General features: G+C 41.9%; 15 protein-coding genes. 11 read left to right on the top strand and 4 right to left on the bottom strand.

What is annotated here, in order from left to right; all coding sequences use genetic code 11:
* The first annotated feature begins 108 nt into the window (after positions 1-108).
* Both uvrB and uvrA read left to right on the top strand, forming a co-directional pair.
* Positions 109-2,094 (top strand): excinuclease ABC subunit UvrB, encoded by a 1,986-nt coding sequence (gene uvrB, locus MHH54_RS16060; protein WP_044139364.1) that lies wholly within the window; start codon positions 109-111, stop codon positions 2,092-2,094.
* 7 nt (positions 2,095-2,101) lie between these two features.
* Complete coding sequence (uvrA, locus tag MHH54_RS16055; RefSeq protein WP_106035646.1) at positions 2,102-4,978, top strand: excinuclease ABC subunit UvrA; 2,877 nt, start codon at positions 2,102-2,104, stop codon at positions 4,976-4,978.
* A 31-nt stretch (positions 4,979-5,009) separates the two neighbouring features.
* Here uvrA and MHH54_RS16050 read toward each other — a convergent pair whose 3' ends face one another.
* The gene (locus MHH54_RS16050; RefSeq protein WP_003213489.1) at positions 5,010-5,240 is read right to left on the bottom strand and encodes a hypothetical protein; all 231 of its coding nucleotides are present in this window, start codon (positions 5,238-5,240) and stop codon (positions 5,010-5,012) included.
* Between the two features lie 197 nt (positions 5,241-5,437).
* Here MHH54_RS16050 and MHH54_RS16045 point away from each other — a divergent pair, with 197 nt between their 5' ends.
* The 5 genes from MHH54_RS16045 to MHH54_RS16025 all read left to right on the top strand — a co-directional run bounded on the left by MHH54_RS16045 (position 5,438) and on the right by MHH54_RS16025 (position 11,418).
* Entirely contained in the window at positions 5,438-5,773 is a 336-nt protein-coding gene (locus MHH54_RS16045; protein WP_012011387.1) for a hypothetical protein, read from the top strand.
* A 12-nt stretch (positions 5,774-5,785) separates the two neighbouring features.
* Positions 5,786-6,877, top strand: a complete 1,092-nt coding sequence (locus MHH54_RS16040; RefSeq protein WP_342500424.1) for a DUF4097 domain-containing protein — start codon at positions 5,786-5,788, stop codon at positions 6,875-6,877.
* Positions 6,878-6,883: 6 nt separating this feature from the next.
* Positions 6,884-7,078 carry a PspC domain-containing protein gene (locus MHH54_RS16035; RefSeq protein WP_003213763.1) on the top strand — a complete coding sequence of 65 codons (195 nt, stop codon included), beginning with the start codon at positions 6,884-6,886 and terminating at the stop codon, positions 7,076-7,078.
* A complete protein-coding gene (locus tag MHH54_RS16030) occupies positions 7,079-7,465 on the top strand; it encodes a phage holin family protein (protein WP_003213568.1) in 387 nt (128 codons plus the stop codon).
* 95 nt (positions 7,466-7,560) lie between these two features.
* Positions 7,561-11,418, top strand: coding sequence for a metallophosphoesterase (locus MHH54_RS16025; RefSeq protein ID WP_342500423.1), 3,858 nt, complete (start codon positions 7,561-7,563; stop codon positions 11,416-11,418).
* A gap of 29 nt (positions 11,419-11,447) precedes the next feature.
* On the opposite strand, the gene MHH54_RS16020 is transcribed toward MHH54_RS16025, so the two are convergent.
* From MHH54_RS16020 to nagA, 3 genes are read right to left on the bottom strand one after another with little or no spacing between them, the layout of a single operon-like run.
* Positions 11,448-12,173: a GntR family transcriptional regulator gene (locus MHH54_RS16020; RefSeq protein WP_095117891.1), complete on the bottom strand. Its 726-nt coding sequence runs from the start codon at positions 12,171-12,173 to the stop codon at positions 11,448-11,450.
* 24 nt (positions 12,174-12,197) lie between these two features.
* Complete coding sequence (gene nagB / locus MHH54_RS16015) at positions 12,198-12,923, bottom strand: glucosamine-6-phosphate deaminase (protein WP_003213114.1); 726 nt, start codon at positions 12,921-12,923, stop codon at positions 12,198-12,200.
* Positions 12,923-14,113, bottom strand: a complete 1,191-nt coding sequence (gene nagA / locus MHH54_RS16010; RefSeq protein ID WP_003213032.1) for an N-acetylglucosamine-6-phosphate deacetylase — start codon at positions 14,111-14,113, stop codon at positions 12,923-12,925. The genes nagB and nagA overlap by 1 nt, the downstream gene beginning before the upstream one ends.
* 177 nt (positions 14,114-14,290) lie before the next feature.
* Here nagA and hprK point away from each other — a divergent pair, with 177 nt between their 5' ends.
* Genes hprK through ppaX form a run of 4 tightly spaced genes read left to right on the top strand, consistent with a single transcriptional unit; the run spans position 14,291 to position 17,669 of the window.
* Positions 14,291-15,223, top strand: a complete 933-nt coding sequence (gene hprK, locus MHH54_RS16005; protein WP_003212943.1) for an HPr(Ser) kinase/phosphatase — start codon at positions 14,291-14,293, stop codon at positions 15,221-15,223.
* An 11-nt stretch (positions 15,224-15,234) separates the two neighbouring features.
* Complete coding sequence (gene lgt, locus MHH54_RS16000) at positions 15,235-16,059, top strand: prolipoprotein diacylglyceryl transferase (RefSeq protein ID WP_003213250.1); 825 nt, start codon at positions 15,235-15,237, stop codon at positions 16,057-16,059.
* A gap of 18 nt (positions 16,060-16,077) precedes the next feature.
* Positions 16,078-17,022 carry a nucleoside recognition domain-containing protein gene (locus tag MHH54_RS15995; RefSeq protein WP_003213258.1) on the top strand — a complete coding sequence of 315 codons (945 nt, stop codon included), beginning with the start codon at positions 16,078-16,080 and terminating at the stop codon, positions 17,020-17,022.
* Positions 17,019-17,669 carry a pyrophosphatase PpaX gene (ppaX, locus tag MHH54_RS15990; protein ID WP_003213698.1) on the top strand — a complete coding sequence of 217 codons (651 nt, stop codon included), beginning with the start codon at positions 17,019-17,021 and terminating at the stop codon, positions 17,667-17,669. Before MHH54_RS15995 ends, ppaX begins: the two co-directional genes overlap by 4 nt.
* Position 17,670 lies beyond the last annotated feature (1 nt).

The raw sequence follows: 17,670 nt of genomic DNA, 5'->3' as shown, positions 1-17,670 counted from the left end.
TATTGGAAATAAAAATCAAGTAAGAGCCGAACTTTAGTTCGTATTTTTGTGTTCTTTTATGATAATATATTCATTAGATAGATTTCGTAACGAAACGGAGGCTTTGATGTGAGTGACCGCTTTGAATTAGTTTCTAACTATCAGCCCCAAGGAGATCAGCCGAAGGCAATTGAAAAGCTTGTTGAGGGTATCCATCAGGGGAAACAGCATCAAACGCTGTTAGGTGCTACAGGTACGGGAAAGACCTTTACTGTATCCAACCTGATCAAAGAAGTGAACAAACCGACACTTGTCATTGCGCATAACAAGACACTTGCCGGTCAGCTATACAGCGAGTTCAAGGAATTTTTTCCGAATAATGCTGTCGAATATTTTGTGAGTTACTATGATTATTACCAACCAGAGGCGTATGTGCCTCAGACTGATACATTTATTGAAAAGGATGCCAGCATCAATGATGAGATTGATAAGCTGAGACACTCCGCTACGTCCTCGTTATTTGAGCGGAGAGATGTCATCATCATTGCCAGTGTCTCCTGTATTTATGGCTTAGGTTCGCCAGAGGAATATCGAGAGCTTGTGCTGTCTTTACGTACTGAAATGGAGATTGAGCGCAATCAGCTTCTTCGTAAGCTGGTGGACATTCAGTATTCTCGTAATGATATAGATTTTCAGCGCGGAACCTTCCGAGTACGAGGAGACGTCGTTGAAATTTTCCCTGCTTCACGTGATGAGCATTGTATCAGAGTGGAGTTTTTCGGTGATGAAATTGAACGTATTCGTGAAGTGGATGCACTGACTGGAGAAATACTCGGTGATCGTGAGCATGTGGCTATTTTCCCAGCATCTCACTTCGTCACAAGAGAAGAAAAAATGGAAAAAGCAATTATTAATATTGAACAAGAGCTTGAAGAGCAGCTCGAAAAACTTCGAGATAATGAAAAATTGCTAGAAGCGCAGCGTCTTGAGCAGCGGACAAGATATGACCTTGAGATGATGAGAGAAATGGGCTTTTGTTCAGGAATCGAGAACTACTCAAGGCACCTAACCTTGCGTCCTCCTGGTTCAACACCTTACACATTGCTTGATTATTTCCCAGATGATTTTATGATTGTTGTCGATGAGTCACATGTGACAATACCGCAAATACGCGCGATGTACAACGGGGACCAAGCAAGAAAGCAAGTGTTGGTTGATCACGGATTCCGTCTGCCTTCAGCACTTGATAACAGACCGCTCACCTTTGATGAGTTTGAAAAGCATATTAATCATATTGTACATGTATCTGCCACTCCTGGTCCTTACGAGCTTGAGAAAACCCCAGAGGTTGTGGAACAAATTATTCGTCCAACAGGTTTACTTGATCCAATCATTGAAGTGCGTCCGATTGAAGGGCAAATTGATGACTTAATTGGAGAAATTCATGCGCGGGTTGAGAAAAATGAACGTGTGCTTGTGACGACGCTGACGAAGAAAATGTCTGAGGATCTTACAGATTACTTAAAAGAGATCGGAATCAAGGTCAATTATCTGCATTCAGAAATTAAGACCCTTGAGCGGATTGAGATTATTCGCGATTTACGTCTCGGAAAATATGATGTGCTTGTGGGAATCAACCTTCTTCGTGAAGGACTGGATATTCCAGAGGTCTCGCTCGTGACGATTTTAGATGCAGATAAAGAAGGCTTCTTACGCTCTGAAAGATCCCTCATCCAGACGATAGGCCGTGCAGCGAGAAATTCGGAAGGCCGGGTCATTATGTATGCAGATAAAATGACCAAATCAATGGATATTGCGATTCAAGAAACGAAGCGAAGACGAGAGCAGCAAGAGGCGTATAATGAGAAATATGGAATTACTCCACAAACCATCCATAAGAAAATCAGAGATGCCATTAAAGCAACAAAGATACATGAAGAATCGGAAGAATATGAAACAAATGCAGCACCAAAGCTGTCAAAAATGAGCAAAAAAGAACGAGAAAAAGTGATCGAAAAGGTCGAGATGGAAATGAAAGATGCAGCAAAAGCGCTTGATTTTGAAAAAGCAGCAGAATTAAGAGATCTATTGCTAGAGCTAAAAGCGGAAGGATGATTGCCTGATGGCTATGGAACGAATAGAGGTGAAAGGTGCTAGAGCCCACAACCTTAAAAATATTGATGTGAATATCCCGCGTGACCAGCTAGTGGTCATCACGGGTTTATCTGGTTCAGGAAAATCGTCTCTTGCCTTTGATACCATTTATGCAGAGGGTCAGCGCAGGTACGTTGAATCTCTTTCAGCGTATGCGCGCCAATTTCTCGGTCAAATGGATAAACCGGATGTAGATGCCATTGAAGGTCTTTCTCCGGCGATTAGTATTGATCAGAAGACGACGAGCCGGAACCCTAGATCAACAGTTGGAACCGTTACTGAAATCTATGATTATTTACGACTCTTGTATGCTCGAGTTGGGAAACCTATTTGTCCGATACATGGGATTGAAATTACGTCCCAAACGATTGAGCAGATGACAGATCGTATTTTAGAATATCCAGAAAGAACGAAATTGCAAGTGCTAGCGCCGGTCGTATCTGGCCGCAAAGGAACACATGTTAAAGTACTTGAGCAAATTCGAAAGCAGGGCTATGTTCGAGTAAGAGTCGATGGAGAGATGGAAGATCTGTCAGAAGAGATCGAGCTTGAAAAGAACAAGAAGCATTCCATTGAAGTCGTGATTGATCGAATCGTGGTGAAGGAAGGCGTTGCGGCTCGGCTGTCTGACTCCCTTGAAACGGCGCTGCGACTAGGTGAAGGCCGTGTGATGATTGACGTGATTGGACAAGAAGAGCTGTTATTCAGTGAACATCATGCCTGTCCGCACTGCGGATTTTCTATTGGTGAGCTTGAGCCAAGAATGTTTTCATTCAATAGTCCTTTTGGTGCCTGTCCGAGCTGTGATGGGCTTGGCTCTAAACTAGAAGTTGACCCTGAGCTTGTCATTCCTAATAAGGATTTGACGTTACGACAGCATGCCATTGCCCCTTGGGAGCCGCAGAGCTCACAATACTATCCTCAGCTTCTTGAGGCAGTATGTACACATTACGGCATCGACATGGACATTCCAGTGAAAGATATACCGTCGCATTTATTCGATAAAATTTTATATGGCAGCGGCTCTGAACGGATTTATTTCAAATATGAAAATGATTTTGGTCAGGTACGTGAAAATGAAATTGAATTTGAAGGTGTTCTTCGTAACATTGAACGACGCTATAAAGAAACCAGCTCTGATTATATTCGTGAGCAAATGGAGAAATATATGGCGAACCAGCCATGTCCGACATGTAAAGGATATCGTCTGAAAAAAGAGACGCTTGCGGTTCTGATCAATGGCAAACATATTGGAGAAATCACTGATTTGTCTGTATCTGATGCCCTTGATTTATATGGTGAAATCGAGTTGTCTGAGAAAGATTTGCAGATTGCTCAGCTCATCTTACGTGAAATCAAAGAGCGCTTGTCCTTCTTAAATAATGTGGGATTAGATTACCTCACATTGAGCCGCTCGGCTGGCACACTATCCGGAGGAGAGGCGCAGCGGATTCGTCTGGCGACTCAAATCGGGTCAAGGCTGACAGGTGTTCTTTATATATTAGATGAACCATCTATTGGTCTGCATCAGCGTGATAATGACCGATTGATCGGGACATTGAAAAACATGCGCGACATCGGGAATACCCTCATTGTCGTAGAGCATGATGAAGATACGATGCTAGCCGCTGATTATTTGATTGATATTGGACCTGGAGCAGGAGTTCATGGAGGAGAAGTGATTTCAGCTGGAACGCCGGAAGAAGTCATGAAGGACAAGAAATCTTTAACAGGACAATATTTATCTGGAGAGAAATTTATCCCGCTGCCGATCGAAAGAAGAAAGCCTGACGGCCGCTATATTGAGATCAAAGGTGCAAAAGAAAACAACCTGAAAAACGTCAATGCGAAGTTCCCTCTAGGCGTCTTTACAGCTGTGACCGGTGTGTCTGGTTCAGGGAAAAGTACGCTTGTGAATGAAATTCTATTAAAATCACTTGCGCAAAAACTGCACAGAGCGAAGGCGAAGCCAGGACAGCACAAAGAAATCAAAGGAATGGATCATTTAGATAAGGTGATTGATATTGATCAATCTCCAATCGGCCGTACGCCAAGATCCAACCCTGCCACGTATACAGGTGTATTTGACGATGTGCGAGATGTGTTTGCACAAACCAATGAAGCAAAGGTACGAGGGTATAAAAAAGGGAGATTCAGCTTTAACGTCAAAGGTGGACGCTGTGAGGCATGTCGCGGAGATGGCATCATTAAAATCGAAATGCACTTTTTACCTGATGTGTATGTGCCTTGTGAGGTGTGCCACGGGAAACGGTATAACCGCGAGACACTTGAGGTCACATATAAAGGGAAGAACATTGCTGATGTGCTTGAAATGACCGTGGAGGACGCACTCCAATTTTTCGAGAACATCCCGAAAATTAAGCGGAAGCTTCAAACGATTTTTGATGTTGGACTAGGGTACATTACACTTGGACAGCCTGCGACGACATTGTCCGGGGGAGAGGCCCAGCGTGTGAAATTGGCATCTGAGCTTCACCGCCGTTCAAACGGAAGGTCTCTTTATATTTTAGACGAGCCGACAACAGGTCTGCATGTGGATGATATTGCCCGTTTATTAAAAGTGCTTCAGCGTTTGGTCGAAAACGGAGATACGGTGCTAGTGATTGAGCATAACCTTGATATTATCAAAGCTGCTGATTACCTCGTTGATCTCGGACCAGAGGGCGGTGCTGGCGGCGGAACGATCATTGCCTCTGGGACTCCTGAGCAAATTGCAAAAGAAAAAGCTTCTTACACTGGTCGATACTTAAAGCCTATTTTAGAGCGTGACCGTAAACGAATGAAACAGTTGGTCAAAGAAACAGAAAGTGTGACTTCATCATAAAAAACCCCCTCTTTTAAGAGGGGGCTTTGTTTTATTGCGCATCTTCCTTTGGCATTAAATGACTGAGCTGCGTTAAATCCTTTAAAATATGCGTGCTGCTGCTGTCGAGCAGTACTTTTAAATAACGGATATCACCATACTGTGGATGAGACGGATGAATGGTCTCAAGCTCCCTGATCATATCGCTGTTCATGCTTTTTTGTTTCTGTATAAGGTCTAAAAGCGTTTGAGCCGTGTGGTTAGTATTATGATGATCTGTCAAAATAATTACCCCCTATAATGATAATCACCATCTTTTCAACATATTTTAAAGGGTAATCCGTGAAGAATCTACACTTAGGTGCAAAAAGATGTAATTTGTGTCTAAGGTCATATGTAAATCGAATGATTTTGAAACTTTTGATACGCAATAAACGTATGAGTTAGAAAGGAATTTTCATCATGAAGGAGCGAATATATATGAATAGAGATCAGTCGATCATTGCATCAATTTGTTATTTCAGTGTATTTTTTATGCCGTTTATTGTACCGATCGTGGCATATTTTGTAGTCGACCAAAAGGAACCGAAACGGCACGCGTTGCGAGCATTATGGTCACATGTTTTGCCAGTCGCAGCGTGCGTGTTGCTGGTTTTTGGGTCTATCCCATTTTTATTGTCGACACAGGCAAGTGACTCACTCATGCCAGTGATCACGATGCTCATCTTGTCCTTTTTAGTCGCTATTGGCTTTTTGATCTCTGTCATTTGGAATATCATTCAAGGTATTAAAGTACTTCAATCCATCAAATCGTAGGAGGGGCTTTGTATGAATGAAAAAGAACGCATTTTAAAATTAGTAGAAGACGGGACATTATCTGCAAAAGAAGCGATTATGCTGCTTGAAAAACTGGAGGGAAATCCGTCTGTTTCATTAGAAAAATCAACGGTTGATCACACCTTTCATGAAGAAAAAGCAGGCACGGAGAGCAAAGGAACTGGTACAGAAAATCTTGGTGCAAAGTTGTTTGGCTGGTTAGATTCTGCGGTGAAAAAGGTGAAAGACGTAGATCTTGATTTGAACTTTGGACAGTCGATCGACGTTGAGCACATTTTTCAGTTCAAAGACGCTTCGCTCTCTCATTTAGATATTCAATTGGCGAACGGCAGTCTCAATGTGATGCCTTGGGACGATGGTGATATTCGAGCAGAATGCCATGCGAAAATCTACCGTGCAGAAGACGGAGAGCAGGCAAGACAGCAATTTCTCAATCAATTGGACTGCGGCCTCGAAGGGGATAAATTTTTTATCCGGACCGAAAAGAAGACAATGAAAGTCAATGTCACTTTATATGTGCCACGTATCCAATACGATAAAATCAAGGTTAAGCTGTTTAATGGTCCGATCCGCGGGGAAAAGCTAAAGACAAAAGAACTTACTGCGAAAACCACCAATGGTGTTGTCTCTTTTGCCTCTTTACAGGCGGAAAAGGTTGGAATTGAAACAGCAAACGGACAAATTAAACTGGCGGATCACGAGTGTGGTATGATTGAAGTAGAAACCATTAATGGGCTTATTGACCTGCGCGGGAAAAGTGAGTCAATTGATGCCCAAAGCTTTAACGGAAACATTGCTGTTCAGCTGTCGGATGAGAAGTGCCGTTCCATTTATGCGAAAACGACAACAGGCAGTGTGGACGTCCAGATCCCGCGTGCTTGTGCAGTGACCGCTGAGCTGAAAAGCAATCTTGGGTCTATTTCTCACGATTTGCTTGATGCAGAGATGATTAAAGAGAAAAATGAGACATTACAAAAAGAGAAAATGATCAAAGCCAACCAACAGGCAGTGAACAGTATATCCATTTTTGCAGAAACAAAAACAGGTTCAATACAAGTAAAGCACCAATCAGACAAGGAGTGATTCTACATGAAGAAGCTTTATCGTTCAGCAACAGATAAAAAAATAGCGGGTGTTGTTGGTGGACTTGCCGAATACTTAAGGGTCGATGCATCTCTGCTTCGCATTTTAACGGTCATCATCGGATTTATGACAGCATTTATGCCGATTTTCTTGGTTTACTTCATCTGGTATTTTGTTGTTCCGGAAGAAGGCACTAACTAAATGCTTAGATGGATCGTCAGTATTTTAGTCAATGCATTACTTTTAATCGTCATTGCTGGATATTTTGATTCAGGCATTCTGCCAGGGCTTGGGAGCGTATATATTGAAGGGTTTGGCGCAGCCATTGTGGCAAGTATCATTTTATCCTTGCTCAATATTTTAGTGAAGCCGTTTTTGATCATTTTAACGCTTCCAGTAACCGTTCTTACACTAGGATTGTTCTTATTTGTGATTAATGCCATCACACTTATGATGACATCAAGTTTTATGGGCGATAGTTTTAATATTGATGGGTTTGGAACGGCCATTTGGATGGCTGTCATCTTATCCATTTTCCATCTGTTGATACAAAAAGGAATTGTGGAGCCGTTAGCGAAAAAAAGCTAACGGTTTTTTTTGACCCATTTTGTATCGTTTCTCCGTTTCATCTGACATAAAAACTTCCTTCAGGAGACACAATATCCGAAGGGAGGCGGTGCACGATGGTGAACGTGAGCAGACAAATCATGCTTTTATGTTTTTTTATCATTCTTTTTTGTTTCAATCAGCCTGCTTCAGCAGGGCCTTTTATTCAAACACAGGTCAATATACCGGACAAGCCTTTTTCTCCTTTTATCTTTGATCCCTTTCATGTGGATGTCCGTCCAGTTCTAGGGGAAAAAAGCCGTGATCTCCATTTTCGTGCGTCGATTACGGATCCGGAACAAATTTTGTCTGCGAACTTGTATTATAAACAAAGTGATGAGCTAGGGTACCGTTTGATCCCAATGGAACGGCTGCCAGGTATGAAGCCAGAATTTACAGCGAAAATTCCGCCAGATCAATTATGGAATTCAACCGTTCGTTACTATACAGAGTTTCTTACGCAAAAGTCCGTGATCAAAACGGCAGAACAATCTGTCCACTTAAATGGATTTGAAGAGGATCTTTCGCGCATTCCGGACTTAGTCATCACAGAAATTGTTGTCAATTCAAAAAATCGCAAAGGCAAAGATGCATTTGAATTTATTGAGGTATATAACACAACACATGAGCCTATCTCTCTTAAACATTATCAGCTTCGCTACCGCAATCCTGCACAAGGAACCGAAATGGATGATGTGTATTCCTTTCACACAAATCCAGTCACTCTTTCACCTGGAAAACCGTATGTTTTCTGGCTGAGGAAAAAAGGACAGGAGCATTTAACTGTAGCGGACTTCAATGCCATGTACAAAAGTCAATTAAAAGAGGGAGAGCATGTATCTGTCATCGAAAGCAAAGGGCTTTCCAACTCTAAATCTCGTCTTGTTTCCATTACAACGAATATAGGGGAGGAGATTTCTTCAGCAGCATTTCGCTTAAAGCCTTCATGGTTTAGTGAGCATAAATCTTTGCTGTTCAAATATCCAATGGACGGTACTTCGCAAATGAAGCTAATCTCGAAAATTGAAGAAGAGCCTACGCCTGGCAAAGTGCTAAAAGCACAAATTCCATCTGAGAAAAAAGAAATTTCTCAAGATATCCATAAACCTGTGATTGAAGATATGACAGTGAGGAAACCAGTGAAACCAACTGAAAGCATAGAGATTAAAGCAGATGTACGGGATGATCAGGTCGTCAAAACCGTCAAGCTTCGCTATCGAACAAATCGGAAAGATGATTTTAAGGAAATACTGCTTCAAAAAGATCATAACGACCGATTATTTCATCATATTATTTACTCACCTGAGTTGATTGGTAAAGAACAATTGGAATATCAGCTTGAAGCGTCAGACGGTGAAAATTCAGCAATGACGATGAAAAAAATGATTGATGTGGAGCAAGTTAGCAAAGCTCATGGCCTTCGATTCAATGTAGAAGAAGGAGATACGGTTTCAGGATTATTTCCATTAAAAGCAACGTCTGATCAGAAAAAAAGCATTGAATTATTGATAGATGGAAAGCGGAATCAGCAAGTGTTTTCTGCCCTTGAAGCAGATCCATATATTGCATTTGATGTCAAAGGGACAAATTTATATTTTAAAAATGGTGTGTCCATAGGTAAGCACTTACTTTCTATTTTTGATGATTCGACAAAAGTGTATCGTACCTATACAATGCCAATACCAGAAGCAGAGATGAAAAAAGCAGGTCTCCAATCGATCTCCTTCCATGCAGGAACAAAATCTTCTCCAGTTGATCGGTTGCCTGGTGAGAATCACGATGATTTTGAACTAAAAAACGTCCGAATGATTTTATCGAATGGAACTCAAATTCCTCCAATCAATGCAAAGCCGGAAAAAGAATGGAGAATGGGAGACAGCGGTAACGCCAAAAAGGTCAGAACATTTCAATTTGAAATACCAAAAGAAGCTTATGTTTCAACGTTTATGAAGTGGGATACAAGAAGGTTGAAAGAGGGGCCGCACCTGATTGAGGCCAAAACATCAGACGAGCATGCATCTGTACATGTGATGGTTGATAATACGGGTCCAAAAATTAAAACCAACGTCCAAACAAAGGATCCATATAAAGGAGCTTTTACGTTAAAAGCAAAGGTAACGGATCGTTGGAGTAGCATAGAAGAGATGAAAGCATATGTAGATGGCAAGCCAATTTCCTTGCCATACCAGACGTCCTCTAGCGAATTAAACCCGGGGGAGCACACGTTAACAATTAAAGCAAAAGATGCCGCAGGAAACATGTCAACGTTGAAAAAGGAATTCAAGACGGTACATGAACACCCTGAGCCACCAGAGCGTGTAGCAGATAAGACGAAAATGAAATCGTCAAAGCAAACTGTGCTCACCAAGGACCCAACGAATGATAAGCTGGATTATTCCTTTTACCGTGCGTATCAATATACATCGTTGCATCCATCAATGAACATTTTGAAATATGCAGCGGAGACAGAACCGCCAAAGAGCTTTAACGAAAAAGGAGAAATGATCTTTTCTCATGAAGAAAGGAATCGCATTGCATTTGCTGATGGTAAGTCAGTTGAAACGAAGGATTTACATCGTTTTCCCTATCATCGTTTTCAAATCAAGGTTCATCAAGATGTACGTGAAAAGGATGTCGTCGAAGCGATATGGAAAGGGAGTTCATTGACAGGGAGAAAGGTGACCATGTATGCATGGAATCATCAGCAAGAAAAGTGGGATAAAATTACTCATCATTTTGCTAAGGATCAAAAGGAATTTTACCTGAAAGGACTGCTGTCCGTCAGACAGTACATGAAGAATCATACGTTTGATTTGCTTGTACAGGATGAAATCAGTAAAGCGCAAAAGCCATATAAGATGGTTTGGATGTCTGACACACAATATTATGCAAAGAGCTATCCTCATATCTTTAAACAAATGGTCGAGTGGATCAGAGACCAGAGAGAAAAGTTAAACATTCAATATGTGTTCCATACAGGTGACATTGTGGATGATTCAAAAGATAAACAATGGCAACGAGCCGATACGTTTATGCGCGTGTTAGATGAGCATCAGATTCCTTATGGTGTTTTAGCAGGAAATCATGATGTTCGACATAAGGACGGTTTTTATGCGGAATATGGGAAATATTTCGGTGAGAAACGCTTTGCAAATAAACCGTACTATGGTGAATCCTATCAAAACAATCGAGGTCATTATGATCTCATCTCTGCCGGTGGCAATGATTATATGATGGTATACATGGGCTGGGGGATTAAGCAAGATGAAATTGATTGGTTGAACCGTGTGATTTCTGAGCATCCAGACCGTATCGTCATTTTAAATTTCCATGAGTATTTGTTGGTCAGTGGCAACCGCAGTCCGATTGGCGACCTCATCTTCCACCAGGTAGTGAAACGCCATCCCAATATAGTGGCGGTATTTAGCGGTCACTATCACGGAGCGAGCAGGAAAGTAGATGAGCTTGACGATGACAAGGATGGTAAAGTAGACCGGAAAGTATATCAAATACTCGCCGATTATCAGTCAGGGCCTGAAGGTGGACAAGGGTTTATGCGATTGATAACAGCCGATCAAGAAAAAAACCAGCTTCATTTTACGACATACTCACCTTACATGAATCAAGAGCATTTCTACGATCCTAAAACGTATGGAGATCAGGATGAATTTTCAATCGATGTGGATTTGACGCCGAAAATGAAATCTGTCAAAACCAACTATTTTGAACTCAATGTGTACACAAATGTTTTGTTAGGAGAGGCGCGCGGCGTAAAAAGCGGCAAAAAAGCAAGCTTTGAGTGGAAAGGCTTAAAGCCAAACGAAGACTATTATTGGTACACCGTAGCAAAAGATCGTTTTCAAGGAAAAGCGATTTCACCGATATGGAAAATTCATACAAAAAATGATCGTGAAGAAACATTTCTTAGGAAATAAAAACAGTGCTCCTTTTATAAGGGCACTGTTTATCTTTCCATTGTATGAATGAGCTTGTAACGATCTCCTCTATAAACGGAAAGAACATATTCAAACGGAATATCATTCTGAAAATAAGTCGTTCTTGCGATTGAGAGCACGGGATCGCCTGTTGAAATAGACAGCACATGTGCTTCTTCATTTGAAGCCACATTCGATTCAAGCTCTTGTTTTGCATGAGCAATTGTAAGGCCTGTTTGAGTCTCTATATATTCATATATAGAGCCAGTTAAATGTTCCCTTGTTAAATCTCCTGCAAATGCTTCAGGGATATAGCTCGTTTCAATCGCCATCGGTTCATCATTTGCGAGGCGTATCCGTTTGAGTTCAAATATAGCATCGCCATTTGACAGTTGTAAGACAGGCAGCAAGTGATCTGGACAGACGGTTTTTGTGAAATCAATCAGCTGGCTTGAAGCTTTAAGACCACGCTGACGCATATCCTCTGTAAAGCTTGTTAAGCCTTGAAGCGGCTGTTCAAATTTTTTTCGACTCACAAAGGTGCCTTTTCCTTTTTGTCGATACAAATATCCTTCGTTCACAAGGTTCGATAAGGCTTGTCTGACAGTCATTCGACTTATACCAAAGCGCTCGGCATATTCTCTTTCAGAAGGAATGAGTGTATCAGGTGCTAATGTTCCATCCTCAATCTGTTTTTTCAAGTTCTCCATAATCTGATGGTACATCGGAATAGGTGACTGCTTATCAATAAACATGTGAAAATCCTCTCGTGTTTAGCTTTAGCGTAGTGAACCAGCTTCTCGATCAATCAAAATCGTCACATCTTCATGAAGTTTCAGAGCAGATGCTGGGAAGTCTGGGTGTATCTCAGTCTGTTCTAAATATTGTATCACTTTCGCTTTTGATTTTCCTGATGCAAGAAGGAGAATCTTTTTACTAGAAAGAATGCTTGCAATGCCCATGGTGATGGCATGTGTAGGCACTTCATCAATAGAAGAAAAGTATCTTGCATTGGCCTGCCGTGTGTTTTCATCTAGTTGCACGACATGAGTCTTTGAGTTAAATGGGGTACCGGGCTCGTTAAACCCAATATGTCCATTTTGACCGATTCCAAGAAGCTGAAGGTCGATGCCGCCTATATCTTGAATGAGCTGATCATATCTTAAGCATTCTTTTTCTAAATCAGGTGCAGCGCCATTTGGAAGAAAATACTGATCCTGTGGAAGATCAATATGATCAAATAAATGACGTTTCATATAGGTCATATAACTATTTTCATGATCTGGATCAAGGCCTGCATATTCATCTAAATTGACTGTTTTTGTTTGTTTGAAAGACAATTGTTGTGATTGATGAAGGTGAATTAACTCTTGATACGTATCAAGAGGTGTACCGCCCGTTGCCAGGCCGAGTACGGCATCTGGTTTAGAAGCGATTGTGCGCGCGATCAGGGCTGCTGCTTCTTTTCCTAATTGTTCTTTATCTTCAAATTCAATGATGTTCATTAGTGGTTGGCCTCCTTTTTCTCAAAGACGATTTGTCCATGGCAGATCGTCATCATTAGTTCACCAGACTCATCCCAGATCACAAGGTCTGCTTGTTTTCCAACTTCAATCGAACCAAGCTGCTGATCAAGTCCTAGCTGAATGGCTGCATTAGTTGAGGTCATCTTTGCGATCTCTGTCCATTCGCAATGTGTGATCTGTTTCATCCGTTTGACGCCATCTTTCATTCGCAGAATCGATCCTGCAAGTGTACCATCTGCCAGTAAAGCTTGTTCGCCGCTCACTGTGACTGTTTGACCCCCAAATTCATACGTGCCATTTCCAAGTCCTTTTGCGCGCATCGAGTCTGTGATCATCATTAAACGATCACTTCCTTTTGCCAAATACGCAAGCTTGATGGAAAGTGGGTGGGAGTGTATCCCATCCGTAATCAGCTCAGTATGGAGATCCTCGTTTGTAAGAGCAGCTCCTACAGCGTTTGGTTCACGATGCTGAAACGAACTCAGTGCATTATAAAGATGCGTGACATGGCGTGCACCATGCTTTGCTGCTAATTCAATCATGTCATGATGGGCATTCGTATGTCCAATAGAAGGAATAATGTTTTTTTCTTGCAACAAGGAAAGAAAAGCAAAGTCAGGGTCTTCCTCAGGTGCGAACGTGACAATTCGAATAAGCCGTTCAGAAGCATCCAACCATTTTTCAAAAAGAGGGCGATCGGGCTGCTGTATCCATTGAACAGGCTGTGCCCCTGCTTTATCTTTAGAAATAAAAGGACCTTCAAGATGGATACCTAAACATTGTGCCTGAACGCCTGCTTGTTCTTCATTGTATTGTTTCCACTTGGCGACATTTTTAAGTGCTTGCTCTATCTCATGATGGTTTTGAGTGATGGTTGTGGCTAAAAAACTTGTCGTTCCTTCTAACGGTAAGTTGTCAGCGAGTGTATTCATGGCTTCTGATGTCGCATCCATCATATCTGCTCCATATCCGCCATGGATGTGAATATCAATCATTCCGGGAAGTAAATAAAAGTTTTCCCGGGAAATATATACTTTTTCATAATTTCCTGTCGGTGGTGTTGTTGAAATATAGTCAATCTTGCCGTCGCGTAAACCGACAAAACCGTTTGCAATCATTTCAGTCTTTGTCACAATATGAATATTGGAGAGCAATAAAGAGCTGCTCATGATTGTGCCCCCTTTAGTCATTGTCTTTGACTTAGTTTACCCTTTTTAAGTATAGTTGTCTATACCAGTAAATGAACGGAAACAGGATCAGGATAAAATACTGTTTTGGGATCATCATTGAAAGTGATAAAATAGAGCTGTATTTCTGAATCGCCTGTGATAAAAGGAGGAAGAAGCGTGCCGAAAGTTCGTACGAAGGACATAATGGAACAATTTCATCTTGAACTGGTAAGTGGGGAAGAAGGGATTAATCGTCCCATTACAATCAGTGATCTTTCCAGACCAGGTATTGAAATGGCTGGTTATTTTACATATTACCCAAAAGAAAGAGTTCAACTTTTAGGGAAAACAGAGCTTTCTTTTTTTGAACAGCTCCCAGAACGCGAACGAAAGCAGAGAATGATGTCTCTTTGTACTGATATTACCCCTGCAATTATTTTGTCACGAGATCGTGAAGTGCCGAAGGAATTAATTGAAGCTTCAAATGAAAATGGTGTACCTGTGTTACGTTCAAGCCTAAAAACGACAAGACTTTCGAGTCGTTTGACCAACTTTTTAGAAAGCAAGCTTGCACCTACGACCGCGATTCATGGCGTACTTGTTGATGTATATGGTGTAGGTGTATTGTTAATTGGAAAAAGCGGAGTAGGAAAAAGTGAAACAGCCTTAGAATTAGTGAAGAGAGGACACAGGCTGGTCGCAGATGATTGCGTGGAAATCCGTCAAGAGGATCAGGATACGCTAGTCGGAAGCGCACCAGAGCTGATTGAACATCTTTTAGAAATCCGCGGGTTAGGCATCATTAATGTGATGACCTTATTTGGAGCTGGGGCTGTCAGAAGCTATAAGAGAATTACGATTGTCATGAACCTTGAGCTTTGGGAACAAGGCAAACAGTACGATCGTTTAGGACTTGAAGAAGAGAAAATGCGAATCATCGATACAGATGTACCGAAGCTGACCATTCCTGTCCGCCCTGGTCGAAACTTAGCGGTTATCATTGAGGTGGCTGCGATGAACTTCAGGTTAAAACGCATGGGACATAATGCGGCGGAACAATTTACAAGTAAACTAGCCGATGTCATTGAAGACAATGGCCAAGATGAATAGGAGTTGTCTATATGAACGAAGCGATTCAGCCAATTGATCCGATTGCTTTTCAGCTCGGACCTCTTTCGGTTCATTGGTATGGTGTGATCATTGGGGTCGGAGCCTTACTAGGACTCTGGCTCGCACTGAGAGAATGTGAGAAAAGAGGAATCAATAAAGATACGTTTATTGATTTAATCTTATTTGCCATTCCAATAGCGATTATTTGTGCACGAATTTATTATGTATCCTTCGAATGGGATTACTATCAGCAGCACCCAAATGAAATCATTAAGATTTGGCATGGCGGAATTGCCATCCATGGCGGGCTGATAGGTGCTGTGCTGACAGCGATCGTCTTCACAAAAGTGAAAAAGGTGTCCTTCTGGAAAATAGCGGATGTAGCAGCACCTAGTATTTTACTAGCGCAGGCCATTGGACGCTGGGGGAACTTTATTAATCAGGAAGCGCATGGTGAGGCTGTTTCAAGAGCCTTTTTAGAGAATTTGCATTTGCCTGAGTTTATCATTAATCAAATGTATATTGATGGGACGTATTATCACCCAACGTTCTTATACGAATCATTATGGAATCTTGCCGGTGTTGTGATCTTGATTTTATTACGTAGAACATCGATGCGCAGAGGCGAAATCTTCTTGTCTTATTTAATTTGGTATTCAATCGGTCGTTTCTTCATAGAAGGTATGAGAACGGACAGTTTGATGCTGACAGAACATCTTCGAATCGCTCAAATGATTTCGATTGCCATTTTTGTAGTGGCTGTTCTGCTGCTGATCTTTAGAAGAATAAAAGGTCACGCATCGATCCCGTATAAAGAGAACAACTCATCGAATTAAAGCAGGGGGATCAGAAGGATGCAGGAGACATGGAAAAACGGCTTAAAAGCAGGGCTATCGACAACTTGGACACTTGGAAAAGTCATCTTTCCGGTTACCATTCTCGTCAGTATCTTGCAGCATACGCCTGTTATGGATTGGATCATTCAATTCATACGGCCATTTATGGGATTGTTTGGTCTTTCAGGAGAAGCAGCCATTCCGCTTGTGTTAGGAAATGTGCTGAACTTGTATGCGGGCATAGCGGCCATTTTGACTCTAGATCTTCCTGTGAAGGAAGTGTTTATTTTGGCCGTGATGCTGTCCTTTTGTCACAACCTGATCATCGAATCGACTGTGGCAGCAAAGGTTGGACTGAGAGTGTCTGTCATTTTGCTGGTCAGAATCAGTCTTGCTGTTGTTTCGGCTATTGTTATTCATCTCGTTTGGCAGGGAGGCCAGGAGCCGGCACAATATGGACTGCTGACAGCAGCCCAAACGGCTGATGTGCCTTCCAGCTGGTACATGATCGTCCTTGTCGCTTTACAAAAAGCCGTACTCGGTGTGCTCCAGCTCGCCTGTATCGTCATCCCTCTCATGATCATCATTCAATTCATGAGAGATTTAGGATGGCTCCATACGCTGTCTAAGTGGCTGTCTCCATTTACGAGAATGCTTGGAATGAAAGAAAATACGTCGATGACGATGGTCGCTGGGTTAACCATTGGTCTAGCATACGGAGCTGGCGTGATGATGAAGGCAGTGGAAGAGGACGGCGTGAGTAAAAAGGATTTAACCCTTGCTTTCATTTTCCTTGTTGCCTGCCATGCAGTAGTCGAAGACACGCTGATATTTATTCCACTTGGGATTCCTGTGTGGCCGCTTCTTGTCATCCGTCTGATATCTGCTATTTTATTAACAGCTGCCATTAGCTATATTTGGCGAAAGCGCGAGCTCGCAGTTGTTAGAAAGGAAGCCATATGAACGAATCAACTGTTAACACCGTGCTATTTGATTTAGATGGCACATTAATCAATACGAATGAATTAATTATTGCTTCATTTCAACATACGCTTGATCATTATTACCCTGATCAGTACAGCCGTGAAGAGATCCTCCATTTCATTGGTCCGTCATTATTTGATACATTCTCTGCGATGGACCCTGATCTAACGGATGACATGATTCAGATGTACCGTACGTTTAATCATGAACAGCATGATCTGCTCGTGACTGAATATGAGACTGTTATAGATACATTGAAGGTTTTGCAGGATCGAGGATTTAAGCTTGGAATTGTCACAACAAAGGTACGTGACACAGTGTTAATGGGATTGAAGCTGACCGGTTTAGAGCCATTCTTTGAGGTGATTGTGACGCTCGATGATGTCCAAAATGAGAAGCCGCATCCGGAGCCAGTCCAGCTGGCATTATCCAAGCTTGGCAGTGATCCACATGAAGCGGTGATGGTCGGCGATAATTATCACGATATTTTGTCTGGTCAAGCGGCAGGGACAAAAACAGCAGGTGTTGCTTGGTCAATTAAGGGAGAAGAGGCCCTTTTAAAGCATCGCCCTGATTTTATGCTAAAGAAAATGAGTGATCTTCTGGCGATTGTTGGAGCTGATTGAG

This window comes from Bacillus sp. FSL K6-4563, assembly GCF_038630405.1.
GTDB lineage: Bacteria > Bacillota > Bacilli > Bacillales > Bacillaceae > Bacillus > Bacillus pumilus.
Note: the sequence above shows the minus strand (reverse complement) of the source record. Positions and strands in the feature narration are given on the sequence as shown.